We start from the raw sequence: 20,614 nt of genomic DNA, 5'->3' as shown, positions 1-20,614 counted from the left end.
TTTTTATGCGTCGCGTCTGAACGAAGGGAGGATCAGTCCTCGTCCTTCCAGCACCACCACATGAAGCACGGCGGCACGTTAATCGGCTCGATCGCGTCGTCGATGCGCTTGAAGTGCGGGGTCATGAAGGTCTTCGCCTTGGGGCGGAACTGGTAGACCAGGAACGCGCCGCCCTTGCGGATCACGCGGTACGTGGCTGCCGCGATGGCGGGTGCCACGCCCTTGGGCAGGGTGGAGAACGGCAGGCCCGACAGCACGTAATCCGCCTTTTCATGACCATGCGCGCGCACGATCTCCTCGACGTCGGCTGCCGAGCCGTTGACCGCGACGAAGCGGCTGTCGGTGATGGTGCGGCGCAGATAGTCGATGAACAGCGGGTTGGTGTCGATCACCAGCAGCATGCCGTCGCGCGGCAGGCGGTCGAGCACCGGCTGGCAGAACGTGCCGACGCCGGGGCCGTATTCGACGAAGAGCTTGGTGTTTTCCCAGTCGACCTTCTCCAGCATCCGGCGGATGGTGAAGCGCGAGGAGGGAACGATCGAGCCGACCATCACCGGGTTGCGGATGAAGCCTTCGACGAAGATTCCCCAAGGTCCCAGCGTCTGCTTGATCTTGCGCTTGATCCGCTGCTGCAGGGGCTCTCGGGCAAGCTCGGTACTGGTCATGGAAGCGCGCACTCGCTGTTCTTTGAAAACTCAGGGACGGATCGCTGGCAGATTAGCCACCGTATTGCAAGACGAAGGGCGTCGTGAATGCGGTAAATGCCCGCTGTCCGCCCCCTCTGTTCACAGGATCTCGTTTACCAGTTCCTGAGGGCGGCACAGGCGCACGCCCTTGTCGGTCTCGACCAGCGGGCGCTCGATCAGGATCGGTTCGGCTTCCATCGCGGCGAGCACGGTGGCGGCGTCCGCATCGGGCAGGCCGCGCTCCTGCGCATCGGTGCCGCGCAGGCGCAGGCCCCTTTGCGGGGTGATCCCGGCATCGCGATAGAGCTGGGCGAGCTTCTCCGCGCTCGGCGGGGTCTTGAGGTATTCGATCACCGTCACCTCGACACCGGGCGTCTCTTCGAGGATCGCCAGCGTCTTGCGCGAAGTGCCGCACTTGGGGTTGTGCCAGATCGTGGCTTTCATGGGATGTTTCCTGAGGTTTGCGATTTCGTAAGCGTGCGCAGCGCCGGGACGGCGCGCGCGGCATCGGCAGGGGTGATGCCGGGGGCAGGCGCGGCGCTGATGGTTTCGAGGCGTCGCGCGACGCGGCCTGCGCGCTGGATCGCGCGGACGAGGCGCGGATAGACGCCGCAGCGGCACAAGTTGGGCACCGCGTCGAGGATCTGCGCCTCGCTGGGGTCCGGGTTGGTTTTGAGCAGCGCAGCGGCGGTCATCACGATGCCGGGGGTGCAGAACCCGCACTGGATCGCCTGCTCGGCCACCATCGCCTGCTGCACCGGGTGCGAGCGGTCCGCCGAAAGCCCCTCGATAGTGGTGACGAAGCGCCCTTCGCATTCGGAAAGGGTAATCAGGCACGAGCGCAGCGCCGCGCCATCGACCATCACCGTGCAGGCGCCGCAGTCTCCGACGCCACAGCCGTACTTGGTGCCCGTCAGGTTCGCGCCGTCGCGCAGGGCGAACAGCAGCGGGGTCTGCGGGTCCATGTCGATCTGGACGGGGTGATCGTTGATCGTAAGGCGCGCCATCGCGCCGAGGAGTAGAGCATTTTCCAATCGGGTGGAATCACCTGATGACTCGGAAAATGCGGCAAACAAAAATACCGGAGAACCCGCCCGATGCCAGTGGGCAGCGGCGGGTTCGTTGTTTACATCGTCAGCGGCACCGGCTCACGCCCCCACCCTACCACCCGCAGGATACTACCGTTGAGTGGTAGGGTGGGGGCGTGGGCCGGTGCCGCGAAATTCGCGTTTCGCGAATTTCCAAACAGGCTCTTACATCGCCAGCTTCACGCCCACCCACACGGTGCGCGGTTCGGCCAGATCGATCGAGCCGTCCTGGTTGCGGGTCACGACGTTTGCGTTGCTCAGGTTCTCGCCGCGCACGGTCAGCGAGACCGGGCCTGCGACCGGCACCTGCAGATAGGCATCGAAGGTGGTCGCGGCGGGCAGGATGTAGGTGTTGAGGTCATCCTCGTACTGGCGGCCGATGTGGCGCACGGTGCCCGCAAGGCGCCAGCCCTTGCGCGGGGTCCACGACAGGGTGCCGCTGGCCATCAGCTTGGGCACCTGCGCGGGGCGAAGGCCGTCGATGGCTGCCTGCGTGCCGCTCGCCTCGACCTTCGAATCGGTCCATGACAGCGATCCGTTGAAGCCCACCTGGCCGAAGGTCAGCGCGGCTTCCGCCTCGATGCCCTTGGCGCGGATCGCATCGACGTTCTCGCGCTTGCGCGCATTGGTGGCGATGGTGACGTTGGCGATGGCGTCATCCAGCTTGTTGTAGAACGCCGTCACCGACAGGCGCGCCCAGGTGGCGGGTGTCACGTCGAACCCGGCTTCGTAGCCGCGCAGCTTCTCCACCTTGAGGTCCGCGTTCGCCTCGGTGGTGACGGGGTAGACCACGAAGGGGCGGTACAGCTCGTTCAGCGTGGGCATGCGCATGCCGGTATAGGCAGAGCCGCGCAGCGCGATCACCGGGGCCACATGCCACATCGCGCCACCCCGGAAGTTGCCGACCCAGCCCGAGCGGTTGGCATAGCGGTTGTCGATGTTGTCCTCGGTCGCGTCGAAGGCGTCCTGCGTGTAGTAGCCGTTGCGGATCGTCCAGCGATCGGCGCGGGCGCCTGCGGTCAGCACCAGCTGGCCCAGCGTCCAGTCATCCTGCGCATAGAGGCCAAGGTCCGACTCGTCGCCGCCCGCATGGCGGATCGCCGAGCGTTCGCCGGTGGTGGTGCTGATCGGGAATTCCAGCAGGTGGCCGCCGGTCAGGCGCAGGTCGGTGCCGAAGCGCAGGACGTGATCGTCGCCCACCGGCGGGCGGATCTCCAGCTTGCCGCCGCCTGCCAGCGTGGGCGTGGCGTGCTGGTCCAGCGTTTCCTTGTAACTGGTCGAGCTCTTGACGATGTTCGAGTAATCCTGCGCCTGCACATAGGCGAGCACGTCGAACTTCCAGTCGCCATGGCCGACGAGGCGAATCGAGCCCTGCTGGCCGGAAGACGTCGAATCGGCACCCTGGAAGCGGAAAGTGCGGTGATCCTGAAAGGCCATGACACCGGCCTGCACCTCGATGTCGTCGGTCAGCGGGGCAACCGCGCGGATCGAGCCGGAAAGGCTTTCATAGCGCGCGCGGGCGCTGGCATCGACGCGCTGGTCTTCGGGCGTGGTCCAGAAGCCCTTGCCGCGATCCCACTGCACACTGGCGACGACATAGCCGCCCGAATTGCCCAGTTTGGGCGAGACGGTGGCATCCATCTGCGTCTCGCCGCGATTGTCGACGAGCGCCTCGGCATTGAGCAGGCCCAGTTGGTCCGGCCCGGCGCTGTCCATTTCGATGGTGCCCGCGACAGCGCCTGCACCGAACGCCCCGGTGCCGCCGCCGCGCGTCACGCGGATCGTGCTGAGCCGGTCGGGCGAAAGCGTGCTGAGCGGGATATAGCCGAAGAACGGGTTCGCCACCGGCACCCCGTCCAGCAGCACCAGCGAGCGGCTGGAGGCATTGCCGCCCAGCGCGCGCAGGGTGACACCCTGGTTCGACGGGTTGGTCGCGCGACTGTCCGAACGGCGATACTGTTGGAATCCCGCCACCGAGGACAGCACGTCCTCGATCCGGCCCGAGGAACTGGAGGTGATCGTGTCGCGATCGAGCACCACGCTGTCGTAGGCCGGGGTTGCCGGGCCGTCCGCCAGCCCGCGCCCGGTCACGACGATGACCGGGGTCTTGTCCTTGTGCGACTTCGCGGTGGTCGAGTTCGCTTCCGACGCGGGATCGCTCGATTGCGCCTGCGCAGCGGCAAGGGGGGCAAGCACGCCCAGCGTCGCGATCGAGGCGAGCAGGGCAGGGCGGACGGCATGACGGGAGGAGATGATCGTGTCCTTCTTCTTTTTATCGAGTCGCGCGCGCCTATACGGCAATTAACCGTTCAGTACACGCTGCGTACAGATTCACTCCGCTTCGGCGATCCGCAGTTCGATCGGCTCGCAGCCATCGACTTCGCCCACCAGCACGTCGCCGGGCTGGACCGGACCGACGCCTGCCGGGGTGCCGGTGTAGATCAGGTCGCCCGCCTGCAGGTGATAGAGCTTCGAGAGGTCGGCGATCAGTTCGGGCAGGCTCCAGATCAGCAGGTCGAGCGTCGCGTCCTGCTTCACGGTGCCGTTCTGCGTCAGGCGGATGCGTTGGCAGGACACCTCGCCGAATTGCGCCGCAGGGGTGATCGGGCCGATCACCGCGCCGTTCTCGATGTTCTTGGCGACGTCCCAGGGGTACTGCTTGCTCTTCATGCGCGATTGCAGATCGCGGCGGGTCATGTCGAGCCCGCAGGCATAGCCGGTCACGAGGTCCATCGCGTCTTCGGGCGCGACGCGGAAGCCGCCTGCGCCCAGCGCCACGACCAGTTCCATCTCGTAATGGTAGTTCTCGGTGCCCGGCGCATAGGGGATGGTCGCCGGGGTGACGCAGACGGTCGAGGCGAACTTGGAGAACCACACCGGCGCCTCGCGATCGACGGCGGCGCCCATTTCCTTCGCGTGGTCCTCGTAGTTACGTCCGACAAGGAACACGCGGCCGACCGGGAAGCGGGTGTCCGACCCGGCGATGGGCACGGTGGGGGCGGGCGGCAGATCGAACAGCAGGTTCATGGGGTTACTCCTTGGGGGTAGAAGCAGAGAGGGGACGCGCGGCGTGCTTGCGGGCTCGCCTGGACCCGGTACAGTCAAAGGCGTGACACAGGAACAGTATCTTACGGGTCGGCTGCTGCTGGCCATGCCGGGCATGGGCGATCCGCGGTTCGCCCGTTCGGTCAACGTGATGTGCGTGCATGACGATACCGGCGCGCTGGGCGTCGGCATCGGCACTTTGCGCGAGGGCGTGCGCTTTCATGCGATCCTGAAGGAACTGGGCATCGATCCCGGCACGGCGCCCGATCGCGAAATCCACCATGGCGGTCCGGTCGAGCCGGGGCGCGGTTTCGTACTGCACTCCACCGACTGGATCGGCCACGACACCGTGCTGGTCGAGCCGGTCGGCGCGCTGTCCGCCTCGATGGATGTGCTGCGCGCGATCGCCAAGGGCACCGGGCCTGCGCGCTGGCTGATGGCGCTGGGCTATGCCGGATGGGGCGCAGGCCAGCTTGAGGGAGAGTTGCGCCAGCACGGCTGGCATGCCGCGCAGGGAAGCGCCGGGGTATTGTTCGACACGCGCGCCGAAAAGCGCTGGGAAGCCGCATGGCGCGCCGAAGGCATCGATCCCGCCCTGCTGGCGAGCGAAACCGGCCGCGCCTGATATTCTTGGGCCTGATCTCATCGTTCTGTTTCCACCCTGACGAGATCCTCGCGGCTGTCGATATCGGTGAGCACGCCGGGATCGTCGCAGGGCAGGCGGAGCACATCGGGGCGTGCGCGCAGCAGGCGGCCCGCACCTGCATCCCCTTCCAGAAGCAGCGCATCCGCCATCGCCCGCGCGGACAGCAGCACGGGATGGCCGGGACGCTCCCCGACGACCGGGAGCGCGGCATAGCGCTCGCCCAGCGCGGCGGCGAGCCGAGCGGCCATGTCCCGCGGCACCAGCGGCATGTCGCCCAGAAACACGAAGGCGCCATCCACGCCGGACCCGTCAAACTCGGCCAGCCCCGCACGCAGGGTTGTGGACAGCGCGTCGCTGGCGAGAGTGATGTGGGTGACGGGCGGGGCGCCGTCCCACTGGCCGATGGCCGCACCGGGGCGCGTGACGACTACGACGCGGGACACCGGTGCCGCGCGCGCCAGCCGGATCGCATGGTGCAGCAGCGGTTCGCCTCTGAAAAGCGCGTGCATCTTGCCGCCGCCAAAGCGCGTGGCGTGGCCTGCCGCCAGCACGATCGCACCGAAGTCATGGCGCGATCCGAGGCGGTTTCCTGCCACGCTCAGGCGCGCTCGCGGGCGGGGTTGAGCGCCTGCATGATCTCGGCCAGGATGCCGGTGGCGACCTCGAACGGGGCCTTGCCCAGCCCTGCGACGCCGGGAGACATGTGCAGCGCGGCGATCTCCTCGTCGCTGGCCCCGGCGCCGCGCAGCGCGGCGATACGGGCGGGCGCGCGCGACTTGGCGCCGATCATCCCGGTCCACGCCGCCCCGCCCTTCAGCGCGGCAAGGCAGCCGCCGAGATCGTGCTCGTCCTCGTGTGTGGCGCCGAGGTACGCGGTCCAGCGATCGACACCGAGTTCGGGAAGAGCCTGCGAAGGCTCGCCGCGCAGATAGCGCGAGACCGCGAAGGGCGGCGGCTGGTGCGGGCCGTCGGGGCGCACGAGGATCGTCTCGAACCCGGTCATCATCGCCAGCTGCGCGGCGGCCAGCGCGCCCGGATCGCCGCCCGAGACGATCAGGCGGCGCGGCGGGTCGTAACGCCGGGCAAAGTGCAGCGGATCGTCGTGTGCGCTGAGCAGGGGGGCGCCGCTTTCCGCCACGCGCACGGTCTGCACCGTGCCGTCGCTCTCCCACAGGCACGACCGGCGCTGGCGGGTGTGATCGAGCAGCGCCATCGCGGCAGGGCTGTCCGCCTCCACCCGTTCGACCACGACATGCAGCGCGCCGCCGCAGCGCAGCCGCAGGTCGATCCACGGACTGCCCATGCCATAGTGCAGGCGGCGCGGCTGGCCGTCCTCCAGCACCTGCGCGGCGTGGGTGGCGACATCGCCCTCGATGCAGTCGCCCGAGAAATAGCCGCTGGCGGTGCTGCCATCGAACAGCATCTGCGCGCCGGGGCCGCGCGGCGCACTGCCCTCGACCCGCAACAGCGTCGCCAGCGCCACCGGACGGCCTGCCGCCACGGCACGCGACAGCGCGGGGCGAATGTCATCGCTCCAGCCGAAAGTGGGCCAGTCGGCATTGTCGAGGGGCAGGGTCATCGAAAGGTCTGTCGCGCGAACCGGGTGGCAAGTAAACGCCACATCGCGTGATCGAACCTATAGTTCCCGCTGATAATGCGGGCGGGACGAATTAGTGCCCCATGATGCAGGGGGTGATGCAGGCCGTGATGGGGGCATGATGCGGGCGGAAATCACGCCTCGCCGATGCGGTCCGCGAACAGCAGGCGTCCGCCCGACAGGTGCCAGAGCGCCTCGTTGAAGTTCGCCTGGCTCATCGCGAAGCAGCCCTCGCTGCGGCCGAGCTTGCCCCACTTGGCGATCATCGATTCGTCCACGTACCATGCGGGGTGGACGACGATGGCGCGTTCGAGCGCGCGCGAATTGTCGGCATCGAGGCCCTGCAGGCGGATCGAGGTGCCGTACTTGCCCTGATACCATTCGCAGGTGAGATAGGCGCCGCGCGATGTCGCTTCCGAGCCGACCTGATTGGAGAAGCTCTGCAGCCAGCCGCTGTGCGCCGGGTCCGAACCGCGCCCGTGGGCCAGCAGGAACGAGCGCACGGTGCCGTCTTCCAGATTGGCGAAATGGAAGCGCGGCTTCCACGACGGCTGCGAGAAATCGGCGATGCCGACCAGATCGGCGCGCCATATGGAGGCCCGTACCCGGCTGACCTCGCGCTGGGCAGCGGCAAGGATGCGCTGCTGATAGGCGTCGGCGCTGGCCGGGCTGGCCGGAACCGCGCCGAGCGTGGAGCCGGAGAGCAGATCAGTCGGTGCCGCGCCGGTCAGATTTGAACCACTCAGGCCCTGCGGGTCGGCGGCAAAGGCGCGGGCGGGCAGCGTCAGGCCGAGGCCCGCCAGCAATCCACCCTTCACGATATCGCGGCGACCGAGTTTTCCGTTCATGGCTGACAGTTTACGCATGTCCGACAGTTTACCAAAATCAACCTTAACGGACCAGAACCATCCTGCCTTTCCGTTCCCCGTGCCAGCGCGCACAGGGAACGGCTTGTCGTGAAAACTTGGCTTATTTCTCCGTCGCTTCCGGTTTGCGGGCGTGGCTGCGTATCCAGTCTTCGAGGACCGGGGCAACGAGATTGCGCCAGCGCTTGCCGTTGAAGATGCCGTAATGGCCCGCACCTTCGACGAGATAGTACTTCTTCGAGTCGTCGGGCAGGTCGACCGCCAGCTTGAGCGCGGCTTTGGTCTGGCCGATGCCGGAGATATCGTCCTTTTCCCCCTCGACCGCGAGCAGCGCGGTGTCGCGGATCGCGGTGGGATCGATCCGCTCGCCGCGATGCACGAACTCGCCGTTGGGCAGCGAGTGGCGCTGGAACACATGCTCGATGGTCTGGAGATAGAACTCGGCGGTCATGTCGCAGACGCTGCGATATTCATCGTAGAACGCCTTGGTCGCCGCCGCGCTTTCATCGTCGCCTTCGACCAGATGACGGAACATGCCGTAGTGGCTCATCATGTGGTTGCCCAGATTCATCGCCATGAACCCGGCCAGCTGGAGAAAGCCTGGATAGACGCGGCGGCCCGAGCCCGGATAGGCGAGCGGGACGGTGGCGATCACGTTCTGCTCGAACCACGCCAGCGGCTGCTGCATGGCGACGTCGTTGACGCTGGTGGGCGCCTCGCGCGTGTCGATCGGGCCGCCCATCATGGTCAGCGTGGCAGGGCGCGCCGGGTGCTTCTGCTGGCCCATGATCGCGGCGGCGGCAAAGGCCGGGACCGAGGGCTGGCACACCGCCAGCATGTGCGTGCCGGGGCCGATGCACGAGAGGAAATCGATCAGGTAGTCGATATAGTCGTCCAGATCGAAGCGGCCTTCCGAGGCCGGAACCAGCTTCGCGTCGGCCCAGTCGGTGATGTAGACGACGCTGCTTTCGACCATGCGGGCCACGGTGCCGCGCAGCAGCGTGGCGTAGTGTCCGCTCATCGGCGCGACGATCATCAGGCGCGGGGCATCGGCGGGAAGGCCTGCGCGCTCGAAACGCAGCAGGTTGCAGAACGGGCGTCGCTCGACGATCGATTCGGTGACGGGGTGGCGCTTGCCCTCGATCGTCACCGCTTCGATCGCGAAGGTCGGTTTTCCGCGGGGCGCGGCGGCATGCGCGAAGACTTCGAGCGCCGATGCCATCACCGGCCCCAGGCCGAACTGGCTGATCGGAAACGCCGGGTTGGTCAGCATCTCTGCACCGACCGAGGCCCAGGCCGATGCGCCGCTGAGCAGATTTCGCTGCAATTCGTAGGCGTTATAGAGCAAGTCGCGTTCTCCCGGCCGCGCCCGCAGGTCTGGCGGCTCTTACCTGACATCTCACGGTTAACGGCCCATCGACCGATTTGCTGCCTAATTTGGACCCGAACGCGTCATTGTGCAATGCGGCAAATCCCGCTTTCGTCCCGTTTCGGGGCCAGATGGCCCCCGGCAGCCGCGCGGTGACGGCGCCGTGACGGCACGGTGACGGAAGGGCGCCGGGATAGGGCATTTCGTCCCGCAAAGCCCACCGCAAGGCCCTTTTCCTGCGGCGGGCGAGGGGGTAAGGCGCGAGACCATGCCATCTCCCCGCGATCCTGCCGTTCCTGAGCCTGCCGCCCGTGATCTTGCTGTGGGGCAGCAACCGTCCGTCGATCCTGCCTTCGCCAGCCCTGAGCCGGCCAGCGGCGAAGAGGCCACATCGGCGGCTGCCGGACGGTCGCCCAAGGGGCTGCGTCCGCTGACGATGGTCTGGCGCGAGATGTTCCGGTATCCGGGGCGGGTCGCGCTGGCGGGGGCGGCGCTGCTGGTGACGGCGCTGGCGACGCTCGCCATTCCTTACGGTTTTCGTCAGATCATCGATCAGGGCTTCGCGCGCGGCGCCGATCCCACGGCGATCGAGCGCTGGTTCGTCACGCTGGTCGCGACGATCGTGGTGCTGTCGCTGGGTACGGCGACGCGGTTCTATTCGGTCTCGTGGCTGGGCGAGCGCGTGGTCGCCGATATCCGCCGCCGCGTGCAGCGCCACCTGCTGACGCTTTCGCCCAGCTTCTTCGAGGTGAACTCCCCCAAGGAGATTTCCTCGCGCATGACGGCGGACACGACGATCATCGACCAGCTGGTGGGCACCAGCGTCTCGGTCGCGCTGCGCAATGTCATCATGGCGATAGGCGGCGTCGTCTATCTGTTCATCCTCGCGCCGCAGCTGACGGTGTGGCTGCTCGTGGCGATCCCGCTGGTCGTGGTGCCGATCGCGGTGTTCGGGCGGCGCCTTCGCGGCATGTCGCGCACCAGCCAGGATCACGTCGCACAGATCGGCGCGATGACCGGCGAGGTGCTCGACGCGCTGCCCATCGTGCAGGCCTTCACGCAGGAGCCGCGCGAGGCGGAGCGCTTTGCCGCCAGCGTCGAGGATACCTTCGAGATCGCCCGCCGCCGCTTCATGATGCGCAGCGTGATGACCGCGCTGATCATGTTCCTCGTGCTCGGCGCGATCACGCTGATCCTGTGGCGGGGCGCGGTGGGCGTGGCCGAAGGGACGATCACCGGCGGCACCATCGCGGCCTTCGTGTTCACCGCCGTGCTGGTGGCGGGCGCGTTCAATTCGCTGACCGAGGTCTATGGCGATCTGGTGCGCGGCGCGGGCGCCGCCAGCCGCCTTGCCGAACTGCTCGACGAGCGCCCGCAGATCGCGCCGCCCGCCCGGCCCATGGCGCTGCCGGTGCCCGCGCGCGGCAAAATCGCCTTCGAGCGCGTGACCTTCCGCTATCCCTCGCGCCCCGAACTCGCCGCGCTGCACGATTTCTCGCTGACGGTGGAGCCGGGCGAGACGGTGGCCATCGTAGGGCCTTCGGGGGCGGGCAAGTCCACGCTGTTCCAGCTGGCCGAGCGGTTCTACGATCCGCAGGGCGGCACCATCAAGATCGACGGCGTGCCGCTTGCCTCCGCCGATCCGGTGGATGCCCGCCGCCGCATCGCGCTGGTGCCGCAGGAGGGCGTGCTGTTCGCCGCCAGCGCGCGCGACAACCTGCGCTACGGCAACTGGGACGCCGGTGACGAGGCGATCTGGCGTGCGGCCTCTGCCGCCAATGCCGAAGGGTTCCTGCGCGAGCTGCCGCAGGGGCTCGACACGTTCCTGGGCGAGGGCGGCGCGCGGCTTTCGGGCGGGCAGCGCCAGCGCATGGCGATCGCCCGCGCCCTGCTGCGCGATGCCCCGATCCTGCTGCTGGACGAGGCGACCAGCGCGCTCGACGCCGAAAGCGAGCGGCTGGTGCAGGATGCGCTCGAAACGCTGATGGCGCATCGCACCACGCTGGTCATAGCGCACCGTCTCGCCACCATACGCAAGGCGGACCGCATCGTGGTGATGGACGGCGGGCGGATTGCCGAGCAGGGCACGCATGACGAACTGGTTCGGCTGGGCGGCCTCTATGCACGCCTTGCCGCGTTGCAATTCGACAATAGTTCGAGCGATTTGTCATATTGATCGCGAATAAGGACTGGCGTTACCGCTTTTCGTAATTATCGTGCGCGCCATCGGGGCCTGTCCGGGCCCTACCGCTTGGCGTGTTCAACGATCTTTCGAAAAGGGGTATCCATGCCCGAATTGCTTTCCACCGCTCGCGCGAAACGCGTGCTGGCCGCCGGTGTTGCTGCGGCGGCACTGTCGCTGGGCCTTGCCGCCGCGCCGGTCCTTGCGGACGATGCCGCCCCCGCTTCTGCCCCTGCGGCCTCCGCCGAGGTCAAGCCCGAGACCAACTGGGGCGCATTCGGCATCCAGACCCAGTACATCGACAAGAGCGTGAAGCCGGGCGACGATTTCGATGCCTTCGTCAATAACGGTTGGGTGGCCAGCCATCCGATCCCTGACGACAAGACCCGGATCGGCTCGTTCGATACGCTGGCGGACCTGTCGCAGGCGCGTCTTCGCGGTATCCTCGATGGCCTGACCTCCACACCGCAGGCGCCGGGCAGCGACGGCGCGCGCATTGCTGCCGCCTACAAGTCGTTCATGGACGTGGACGCGATCAACAAGGCAGGTCTGGCGCCGGTGCAGCCCTACCTCCAGCGCATCTATGCCGCCAAGACGCCGGATGATCTGGTCAAGCTGTTCGCGACGCCGGGCTATGCTTCGCCGCTGGGGATCGGCGTGGGCGCCGACTCCAAGCAGAGCGACATCTATGCGCTGGGCGTCGGCCTGTCGGGCCTCGGCCTGCCGGATCGCAGCTATTACCTGGGACAGGACGATCGCGCCAAGGCGATCCGCGCCAAGTACGTCGATTACCTGACGTTCCTGCTGGGCAAGGCGGGCTATGCGGACCCTGCCGCTTCGGCGAAGGCGGTGCTCTCGCTGGAAACGCGCATGGCGCAGAACGAGTGGGACCGTGCGGCCCGCCGTGACCCTGACCTGACCTACAACAAGCTGAGCACCGCCGAATTCGAGGCGCTGGGCGAGGGCGATCTGCTCAAGACCTTCCTCGACGCTTCGGGCGCGGGCAAGGCGAGCTATGTTCTCGTCGACGAGATGCCGCCGACGGCGGACGAGTTCAAGGCTGCGCACATCGATGCCGCCAAGGCCGCTGCCGAGTTCGGCGGCGGCGTTCCGGCGACCGCGAAGCTGATCAGCGACGTGCCGGTCTCGACCTGGCAGGCGTGGCTGGCGGCGCACTTCCTGCGCTCCTATGCCTCGGTGCTGCCGACCGACATCGACGATGCCAACTTCGACTTCTACGGCAAGGTGCTCAGCGGCGCGCAGGCCCAGCGTCCGCGCTGGAAGCGCGGCATCGCCATGGTCGAGGGTGAGGCGGGCGAACTGCTCGGCAAGCTCTATGCCGAAAAGTACTATCCGCCGGCCGAGAAGGAAGCGATGACGCAGCTTGTCGCCAACTTGCGCAAGGCGATGGGCGAAAAGCTGGCGAACCTGTCGTGGATGAGCGAGGCGACCCGCAAGGAAGCGATCGCCAAGCTGGATGCCTTCACGCCGAAGATCGGCGAGCCTGCCAAGTTCAAGGAATACGAAGGGCTCAACTTCTCGCCGACCGATCCGCTCGGCAACCTGATCGCGGCAGGCGCGTGGGAGAACACGTTCGAGATGAACCGGATCGGCCAGCCGGTCGACCGCTCGGAGTGGATGATGCTGCCCGAGACGATCAACGCCTACTACAACCCGACCTATAACGAGATCGTGTTCCCGGCGGCGATCCTGCAGCCCCCGTTCTTCAACCTGTCGGCGGACCCGGCAGTGAACTACGGCGGCATCGGCGCGGTGATCGGCCACGAGATGGGCCACGGCTTTGACGATCAGGGCGCCAAGTCCGATGGGCAGGGCAACCTGCGCGACTGGTGGAAGCCGGAGGACACCGCCAAGTTCCAGAAGATACAGGACAAGCTGGCGGCGCAGTACGACAGCTTCTGCCCGTTCGACGATGGCAAGACCTGCGTGAACGGTCGCCTGACCATGGGCGAGAACATCGGCGATCTGGGTGGCCTGAGCGTCGCTTACGAGGCCTACCACCTCTCGCTCGGCGGCAAGCCCGCGCCGGTGATCGACGGTTACACCGGCGACCAGCGCTTCTTCATGGCCTGGGCGCAGGTTTGGCGTTCGCGCGTGCGTGAGGCGCAGGCCCGCCAGTTCCTGAAGACCGACCCGCACTCGCCGCCGCACTACCGCATCAACGGCATCGTTCGTAACTTCGACGAGTGGTACAAGGCGTTCGACGTGAAGCCGGGCGAGAAGCTCTATCAGGCCCCCGCCGACCGCGTGCGGACCTGGTAACAGGCAGTATTTGAAGAGCCGGCCGGTCGTTTCGCGACCGGCCGGTTTTTTCTTCCCGATTCTCAAAGTGTCGTCTTTGGAAAAGTACCTACCGCACTAATTTTTCGATGCGGCTCGCGGTGGCTTGACTTGGGGCCTGCGTGCGGCATGACCTGCGGCCGATGACCCTGACCTTCACCGCAATTCTCCTCGGCATCGTCGAGGGCCTCACCGAGTTCCTGCCCGTCTCCTCGACCGGGCACCTCATCCTTGCCACCCGCCTGTTCGGCTACGACGCGGCGCAATGGGCGACCTTCAACATCGTCATCCAGCTGGGCGCGATCCTGGCGGTGATCGTCCAGTTCTGGCGCACCTTCTGGGCGGTCGGGGCAGGGCTGCTGAAGCTCAAGCCCGTCTCGGTGCGGTTCACCCGCAACGTGCTGATCGCTTTCCTGCCGTCTGCGGTGCTGGGGCTGCTGCTCAAGCACTATATCGAGGCGCTGCTGGATGCGCCGGTGGTGGTCGCCTGGGCGCTGATCATCGGCGGTATCGCCATTCTCGGCGTCGAGAAGGTCGCCAAGCAGGGACCGCTGACGGGCGTTGCCGAACTGCCGGTGGTCAAGTGCCTCGGCGTTGGCCTCGCCCAGTGCCTTGCCATGGTGCCCGGCGTCAGCCGCTCGGGCGCGACGATCATGGGCGCGCTGGCGATGGGCGTGGAGCGCCGCACCGCTGCCGAGTTCAGCTTCTTCCTCGCTGTCCCCACGATGATCGGCGCGACCACGCTGGAGCTGTGGGGCGCACGCCACGATCTGATGGCGGGCACCGGCGCGGTCGGCTGGGGGCTGATCGGCATCGGCTTCGTCGTCGCCTTCATTGTCGCGCTGGTGGTGATCAAGGCGTTCATGGCCTTCGTCAGCCGTTCGGGCTTCGGGCCGTTCGCCTGGTATCGCATCGTCGTCGGCGCGCTGGCGCTGTACCTGCTCGGCCACGCCTGATAGCCTCCCGGTCATGTCCAAGGGCCATGACCACAAGAAGCTGAAGCGCAAAGCCTATGAGGCGGCGCTCGAAAGTCTCGAACTGGAACTGGTGGCGATGGCGCGCTGGGCGAAAGCCTCGGGCGCGCGCATCGTCGTCCTGTTCGAGGGGCGCGATACCGCGGGCAAGGGCGGCGCGATCAAGGCCGTCGGCGGTCAGCTCAATCCCCGCCAGTGCCGCACCGTCGCGCTCTCTGCGCCCAGCGAGCGCGAGCAGGGGCAGTGGTATTTCCAGCGCTATGTCGAGCATCTGCCCACGGCGGGCGAGATCGTGCTGTTCGACCGCAGCTGGTACAACCGCGCCGGTGTCGAGCGCGTCATGGGCTATGCCACCGAATCGCAGGTCGAGGCGTTCCTGCATCAGGTGCCCAAATTCGAGAAGATGCTGGTCGAGGATGGCATCCTGCTGTTCAAGTACTGGCTCGGCTGCGATCAGGAAAAACAGGAAGAGCGCCTGCACGAGCGGCTGGAAGATCCGCTCAAGCGCTGGAAGCTCTCGCCGGTCGATCTTGCCGCGCGCGAGAAGTACGAGGCCTATACGCAGGCGCGCGATGCGATGCTGAAAGCCACGCATACAAAGCAGGCGCCGTGGACGCTGGTGGACTTCAACGACCAGCGCCTTGGCCGACTCACCCTGATTCGCGATCTGCTCGATCGGCTGCCGGAAACGCATGTGGAGCCGCCCGCGCTGGACATGCCGCCACTCGATGCCCCGCCTAGCCACGAGGAATATACGGTTCTGCCCCCGCTCAAGCCGTTTCCATGCGGTTGAAGCGGCGCTGCGGGTTGACTTTCCAGCCTCCATCGCGCAATGGGCCGGACCTTCAAGGGCGGCGCGTCGCGGCGCCCGATGTGTTTCATTCGGACAGGACGCCGGCCAACAGACCGGGCAGGCGGCTATAGAGAGTACAGGATAGCGCCATGGCGAAGCCCGCAACCGTCAAGATCCGTCTGGTGTCGACCGCCGACACCGGCTTTTTCTACGTCACCAAGAAGAACCCCCGGAACACCACCGAGAAGTTCAGCTTCAAGAAGTACGATCCCGTCGTGCGCAAGCACGTCGAGTTCAAGGAAGCGAAGATCAAGTAAGGTTCACGGTCGGTTCAAGGCCCTGAACCAAAAGGGATGCCATGAACCGATATCGTAAGACCTTTCGATCCTGTGTTGGCGCGGCCGTTCTGGCCGCGCTTTCCGTTCCTGCCGTCTCGATTTCGAGCCCGGCTCTGGCGGCTGATTCGTCCGCTGCGCAAATGCAGCAGGTCGTGGCCGCGCTTCGCGGCATCACCACGATGACCGCAGACTTCGCCCAGTCTGACCGCAACGGCAGTGTCGTGACCGGCAAGCTCACGCTCCAGCGACCGGGGCGCATCCGCTTCCAGTACGAGCCTTCGGTGCACATGCTGATCGTGGGCGACGGCAAGGCGCTGACGCTCATCGACTATGACGTCAATCAGGTCTCGCGCTGGCCGATCGGCAACAGCCCGCTGGGCGCGATCCTCGATCCCAAGCGCGATGTCTCGAAGCTGGGGGTGATTCGCCCGACCGGCAATCCCAACGTCATCAGCGTGGAAGTGCGCGATTCGTCGCATCCCGAATATGGCGTGATCACGCTGATCTTCACCAAGGACGCCTCGGCGCCCGGCGGACTGGAACTGAGCTACTGGGTCGCGCTCGACGCGCAGAACCAGCGCACCACGATTCGCCTGACCAACCAGCGCTATGGCGTCGCGATTCCGTCCAATGCCTTCAAGTGGAACGACCCGCGCGTGAAGGCGGGGCATCGCTGATCGCGGGCGGTTTGTCGCGCCCGGTTCGGGATAAACGACAAATCGCGACACGATTAAGCGTCTCGTTCACCCAAGAGACAGGCGGTCCATCCTAAAAGGGCTTTGTCAGAACGGTCCGAGGCGGGTTTCCCCCCTGTTGCCCGCGCCTCCTTTAAGGGCCGTTTTGATATAGCGTGACGAACGCTTGAACGAACCCTCGACCCCTGCCCCCGGGTCGAGGGTTTTTTCGTGGGCGATTTCGACGCTGCGTCCTTGGCGCGGGGGCATCAGGCATCTGGTTCGTCGCATTTTCCGAGCCATCAGGTGTTTCCACCTGATTGGAAAACGCTCTAAGGCAGCGCGCATGAAGATCGCCACCTGGAACATCAATTCCGTCCGCCTGCGCCTCGATCAGGTCGAGCGTTTCCTGACCGAACATGCGCCCGATGTGCTGTGCCTGCAGGAGATCAAGGTCGCCGAGCCGCTGTTCCCGCACGAGATGTTCGAGCGGCTGGGCTATACCCACCGCGCGATCCACGGGCAGAAGGGCTATCACGGCGTTGCCACGGTCAGCCGCATCCCGTTCCGCGATTTCAGCCGTCATGACTGGCAGGACAATGGCGAGGCGCGCCACGTCGGCGTGGAACTGCTGGGCGCGGGGCAGGGGACGATCCTCGAAAACGTCTATATCCCGCCGGCGGCGATGTGGCCGACCGCGAGGTGAATCCCAAGTTCGGCCAGAAGCTGGACTTTCTGGAGCGCATGACCCGCTGGGGCGAGAAGATCGACCGCCCGACGCTGATCGTCGGCGATTTCAACATCGCGCCGCTCGAATCGGACGTCTACGATCACAAGGCGCTGCTGAAAGTCGTCAGCCACACGCCGCTGGAGGTCGAGATGCTGGGCAGATTCCGTGATTCGCACGACTGGGTGGATCTGGGCCGCAAGTTCATCCCGGCGCCGGAGCGCAACTATTCCTGGTGGTCCTATCGCAGCTACTGGCGCCAGAAGGATCAGGGCCGCCGCCTCGATCACATGTGGGCCTCGCCCGAGCTCGCCGCGCAGGCGACCGGGCACCACTTCGTCGAGGATACCCGCCGCTGGGAGCAGCCGAGCGACCATATCCCGCTGATCACGGAGTTCGCGCTCTGAGTGTGGAAGTGTCGGTTGAGATGACCCGCCGGGTTGCGCTCGCCATCGACGCGCTGCGCCATGGCTGGGCGATCCGGGTAGGTGAAGGCCCGGTGCTGCTCCCCGCCGAGACCGGCTTTGCGCCGGGTGCCGCCGCGCCGCGCATGTTGATCTCGGCGGCGCGGGCGGTGACGCTCAAGCTCGCCAACCAGCGCGAGGCAGCCGTGCCGGAAGCGCCGGTGCTGATCCGCGGGGCTGAGGGTTTCGACCTGGCCATGGCGCAGACCTTGGCCGATCCGGCGCTCGATCTGTCCTACCCGATGCGCGGGCCATTCGTGGCCGAGCCGCTGGGCGATGTGCCGGGCGGGGCCGAAGGCGTGCGCGCCGCGATGGAACTGGCGCGGCTGGCAGGCATCCTTCCGGCCTTTCTTGTGTCGCCCGAGCCTGCCCCGATGGCGCAGACGGTGAGCGTCGAGGATCTGGCGGCGTGGAAGAACACCGCGCATCTTGCCGTCGCCTCGCGCGCGCGGCTGCCGGTGGTGGCGACGGAGAATGCCGAGATCGTGGCGTTCCGGGCGCTCGACGATCTGCGCGAACATGTCGCGCTGGTGATCGGCGAGCAGAATGCGGACCGCGCGCCGCTGGTGCGCCTGCACTCCGAATGCCTGACAGGCGACATCCTCGGCAGCCTGAAGTGCGACTGCGGACCGCAGCTCGATGCCGCGCTCCATGCGATGGCGCAGGAAGCAGAGAGGGGCGGCTGGGGCGTGCTGCTGTACCTGCGGCAAGAAGGGCGGGGAATCGGCCTCGTCAACAAGCTGCGCGCCTATCAGTTGCAGGATCAGGGCTTCGACACGGTCGATGCCAACAACCGCCTTGGCCTGCCGACCGAGGCGCGCGATTTTCCGGTGGCGGCGCGCATGCTCGATCTGTTGGGCGTCTCGCGCATCCGGCTGATGACGAACAACCCGGCCAAGGTCGAGGCGCTTCAAGGTGTGGGTGTAAACGTGGTCGAGCGGGTGCCGCACCGGCTCCCGCCCAACCCGCACAACGCCCGCTATCTCGATACCAAGCGGGACCGGACCGGGCATATCCTCTAACTAGGGCATGCGCATCACGATTACCGCCGCGACGGCGAGGGCAATCGCGACGAAGATCGCCGCCTTCACCATGTCCGCCGTACCGAAGCGGTCGAGATGTTCGGCGCGATAGCGGCGGTACTGCTCGGCAATGGTGGTATCCGACGCCAGCGTGCCGACATCGAGCGGCGTTGCGGCGCGCTTGAACCAGTGGGTTACATCGGCCAGTTCGTCGGACGTCAGCGCCGGATAGCGCGCGAGCAGGGCGGCCACGCGGCCGCGTTCGTCGGCGGCGAGCGCGCCGGAAGTCTGGGTGTTCATGTAGACTAATCCTGAAATGCGTGTGGGCACAGCCGAACCGGAAGCGGTGCGGCGTGGCAGAAAGGCAGTTCAGGGCAGCGGCGGTGCGGTGCTGTCGGGCAGGCGTGCGGGGTGAATGCGCGGTGGCGGTGCGCGCGATTGCGGGCGCAGGCGCGGGGCAGGAGTGATCGCCAGCGATGCGAGCGCGACAGGCACCAGTAGCGCTAGCAGCAGGACCGCCGGTTGCGGCAGCGGCGCGGCTTGCGGTGCTTGCGCCATGGTCCTGCGCAGCGAGACGAGTGCGACGTCGATCGTGCTGACCGAAAAGGCCGGGCCCTGAACCCGCTCCAGCGGCGCCTGCATCGGCATGGCTGCCTGCAGCCCGATCGTGGCCAGCACGATCAGCAGCCCGATCCGGGCATGGGTCAGCAGGGAAAACAGGCGGATCATGCTTTGTGAGGTAGGCGCTGCAGCGTCACCTCGCAAGCATCAGTCCTTCAGGCCGTCAGCGCTTCTCGAAGCGGACGAGGCCCGGCCCCAGCGTGTTCGCGCCGATCTTCAGCGCATCACCCGACCAGTCGGCCACGAAAGCGCTGCGGCGGTCGATGCCGGGGGCAAAGCGCGCGTTGTTGTCGACGATGGTCAGGCCATCGGCGCTGTGGGTGTGGTGCTCCGCCGCAACGGCGATGAAGGCGGAGTAGTTCTCCTTGTCGCGCCCCTGCACGAACCAGTTATCCGCAATGCGTCCGGTGGCGCCTTCGGGCAGGTCGATCATGTAATTCGTGCCCTTGCCTTGCGAATCGTCGAAGCTGCAGTTCTCGATGGTGACGCGGGCGGCGCGGCTTTTGAAATAGTGGCCGCCGGTGCCCGCCTCGAAGCGGCTGCGGGTGACGGTGAGCGAGCCGTAATTGCCGATATAGAGCCCGTGCGCGCAGCCGCCCGAACCCTCGCAGGTGCCAAGGCGCGTGAAGGTGGACTTGTCGATCGTGATCGAACCTTGCGGATCGTCGGCGCTCAGCACGCCCTGTTCGGAATCGCGGAACCAGCTTTGCGAGACGGTGAGGTTGCCGCTTTCGAGGCGCACGCCCGCGCCGTTGTGATCGGGCACGCGGATATCGGCGAAGACGAGCCCCTCAATCCGGGCACTGCGCCCGCGCAGCACCAGCGCCGCCTTGCCCTCGCACGGCACGCCGTCGAGCACCGACTGGCCGGGAACGGCGGCGCGGTAGGTGACGTCACCCTTGGTCTGCACCGCGCAGTCGGCAAAGCGCATCGAGGCGAAGCGGATCGTGCCGCGCCCATCACCGATGGCGTCCACCGCGTCCTGCAACCGCGCATAGCTGCGCCCGCTTTCGACCACGGTGTAGGCTGCCTGTGCCTGCTGCGCGACCGAGGCGGTCGAGACCAGAGCGACGGGGATCAGGACGAGTAGGCCTGAAGCACGGGGGGGCAGGGGGATACGCATGGGGACTGTATCGCATCGCGCCGGAAAGCCCGCAAATCGCAAATGGTATCAGTCTCAAACAGGGGCAGGTCGTAAAATCGCGGGGGCCTGCCCGGCGA

Annotated in this window: 20 protein-coding genes and 1 pseudogene; 9 read left to right on the top strand and 12 right to left on the bottom strand. The window is 66.7% G+C overall.

Annotation, left to right across the window (positions count from 1 at the left end; all coding sequences use genetic code 11):
• Window positions 1-32 precede the first annotated feature (32 nt).
• The 5 genes from CI805_RS14075 to CI805_RS14055 all read right to left on the bottom strand — a co-directional run bounded on the left by CI805_RS14075 (window position 33) and on the right by CI805_RS14055 (window position 4,801).
• A complete protein-coding gene (locus CI805_RS14075) occupies window positions 33-665 on the bottom strand; it encodes a class I SAM-dependent methyltransferase (protein ID WP_260924551.1) in 633 nt (210 codons plus the stop codon).
• Between the two features lie 120 nt (window positions 666-785).
• On the bottom strand, window positions 786-1,130 hold the full coding sequence (locus CI805_RS14070; protein WP_260924550.1) for an arsenate reductase family protein: 345 nt from the start codon (window positions 1,128-1,130) through the stop codon (window positions 786-788).
• Window positions 1,127-1,693: a (2Fe-2S)-binding protein gene (locus tag CI805_RS14065; RefSeq protein WP_260924544.1), complete on the bottom strand. Its 567-nt coding sequence runs from the start codon at window positions 1,691-1,693 to the stop codon at window positions 1,127-1,129. The genes CI805_RS14070 and CI805_RS14065 overlap by 4 nt, the downstream gene beginning before the upstream one ends.
• A 246-nt stretch (window positions 1,694-1,939) precedes the next feature.
• Window positions 1,940-4,075, bottom strand: coding sequence for a TonB-dependent receptor (locus CI805_RS14060; protein ID WP_260924542.1), 2,136 nt, complete (start codon window positions 4,073-4,075; stop codon window positions 1,940-1,942).
• Between the two features lie 30 nt (window positions 4,076-4,105).
• The gene (locus CI805_RS14055) at window positions 4,106-4,801 is read right to left on the bottom strand and encodes a fumarylacetoacetate hydrolase family protein (RefSeq protein WP_260924540.1); all 696 of its coding nucleotides are present in this window, start codon (window positions 4,799-4,801) and stop codon (window positions 4,106-4,108) included.
• A gap of 124 nt (window positions 4,802-4,925) precedes the next feature.
• Between CI805_RS14055 and CI805_RS14050 the strand changes: the two genes are divergently transcribed.
• Window positions 4,926-5,444, top strand: coding sequence for a YqgE/AlgH family protein (locus CI805_RS14050; RefSeq protein WP_260927993.1), 519 nt, complete (start codon window positions 4,926-4,928; stop codon window positions 5,442-5,444).
• A 17-nt stretch (window positions 5,445-5,461) separates the two neighbouring features.
• Here the strand turns inward: CI805_RS14050 and CI805_RS14045 are convergent, their stop codons facing one another.
• From CI805_RS14045 to CI805_RS14030, 4 genes are all read right to left on the bottom strand, one after another.
• A complete protein-coding gene (locus CI805_RS14045; RefSeq protein WP_260924538.1) occupies window positions 5,462-6,061 on the bottom strand; it encodes an NTP transferase domain-containing protein in 600 nt (199 codons plus the stop codon).
• Window positions 6,062-6,063: 2 nt separating this feature from the next.
• Window positions 6,064-7,044 carry an XdhC family protein gene (locus CI805_RS14040; protein WP_260924536.1) on the bottom strand — a complete coding sequence of 327 codons (981 nt, stop codon included), beginning with the start codon at window positions 7,042-7,044 and terminating at the stop codon, window positions 6,064-6,066.
• 152 nt (window positions 7,045-7,196) lie between these two features.
• Complete coding sequence (locus CI805_RS14035; RefSeq protein WP_260924535.1) at window positions 7,197-7,910, bottom strand: murein L,D-transpeptidase catalytic domain family protein; 714 nt, start codon at window positions 7,908-7,910, stop codon at window positions 7,197-7,199.
• Between the two features lie 121 nt (window positions 7,911-8,031).
• Entirely contained in the window at window positions 8,032-9,276 is a 1,245-nt protein-coding gene (locus CI805_RS14030; protein WP_260924534.1) for a polyhydroxyalkanoate depolymerase, read from the bottom strand.
• Window positions 9,277-9,565: 289 nt separating this feature from the next.
• On the opposite strand from CI805_RS14030, the gene CI805_RS14025 reads away from it, so the two are divergent.
• The 8 genes and pseudogenes from CI805_RS14025 to ribA all read left to right on the top strand — a co-directional run bounded on the left by CI805_RS14025 (window position 9,566) and on the right by ribA (window position 18,772).
• On the top strand, window positions 9,566-11,473 hold the full coding sequence (locus CI805_RS14025; protein ID WP_409934904.1) for an ABC transporter transmembrane domain-containing protein: 1,908 nt from the start codon (window positions 9,566-9,568) through the stop codon (window positions 11,471-11,473).
• A gap of 111 nt (window positions 11,474-11,584) precedes the next feature.
• Window positions 11,585-13,762: a M13 family metallopeptidase gene (locus CI805_RS14020; RefSeq protein ID WP_260924532.1), complete on the top strand. Its 2,178-nt coding sequence runs from the start codon at window positions 11,585-11,587 to the stop codon at window positions 13,760-13,762.
• Window positions 13,763-13,923: 161 nt separating this feature from the next.
• Window positions 13,924-14,736 (top strand): undecaprenyl-diphosphate phosphatase, encoded by an 813-nt coding sequence (locus tag CI805_RS14015; protein ID WP_260924530.1) that lies wholly within the window; start codon window positions 13,924-13,926, stop codon window positions 14,734-14,736.
• Window positions 14,737-14,749: 13 nt separating this feature from the next.
• Window positions 14,750-15,547, top strand: a complete 798-nt coding sequence (ppk2, locus tag CI805_RS14010) for a polyphosphate kinase 2 (RefSeq protein WP_260924528.1) — start codon at window positions 14,750-14,752, stop codon at window positions 15,545-15,547.
• A gap of 149 nt (window positions 15,548-15,696) precedes the next feature.
• Complete coding sequence (rpmG, locus tag CI805_RS14005; protein ID WP_008831595.1) at window positions 15,697-15,864, top strand: 50S ribosomal protein L33; 168 nt, start codon at window positions 15,697-15,699, stop codon at window positions 15,862-15,864.
• Between the two features lie 41 nt (window positions 15,865-15,905).
• Window positions 15,906-16,562: a LolA family protein gene (locus tag CI805_RS14000; protein ID WP_260924520.1), complete on the top strand. Its 657-nt coding sequence runs from the start codon at window positions 15,906-15,908 to the stop codon at window positions 16,560-16,562.
• Window positions 16,563-16,905: 343 nt separating this feature from the next.
• Window positions 16,906-17,693: pseudogene (locus CI805_RS13995) on the top strand (exodeoxyribonuclease III).
• A gap of 20 nt (window positions 17,694-17,713) precedes the next feature.
• A complete protein-coding gene (ribA, locus tag CI805_RS13990; protein ID WP_260924518.1) occupies window positions 17,714-18,772 on the top strand; it encodes a GTP cyclohydrolase II in 1,059 nt (352 codons plus the stop codon).
• Here ribA and CI805_RS13985 read toward each other — a convergent pair whose 3' ends face one another.
• From CI805_RS13985 to CI805_RS13975, 3 genes are all read right to left on the bottom strand, one after another.
• Window positions 18,773-19,072, bottom strand: a complete 300-nt coding sequence (locus CI805_RS13985; RefSeq protein ID WP_260924516.1) for a hypothetical protein — start codon at window positions 19,070-19,072, stop codon at window positions 18,773-18,775.
• Between the two features lie 69 nt (window positions 19,073-19,141).
• Window positions 19,142-19,501, bottom strand: a complete 360-nt coding sequence (locus CI805_RS13980; RefSeq protein WP_260924514.1) for a hypothetical protein — start codon at window positions 19,499-19,501, stop codon at window positions 19,142-19,144.
• Window positions 19,502-19,556: 55 nt separating this feature from the next.
• Entirely contained in the window at window positions 19,557-20,516 is a 960-nt protein-coding gene (locus CI805_RS13975; protein WP_260924513.1) for a right-handed parallel beta-helix repeat-containing protein, read from the bottom strand.
• Window positions 20,517-20,614 lie beyond the last annotated feature (98 nt).

Origin of the sequence: Novosphingobium sp. 9 (genome assembly GCF_025340265.1) — a bacterium.
Classification (GTDB): domain Bacteria; phylum Pseudomonadota; class Alphaproteobacteria; order Sphingomonadales; family Sphingomonadaceae; genus Novosphingobium.
This window is presented reverse-complemented; position numbering and strand designations above follow the sequence as displayed.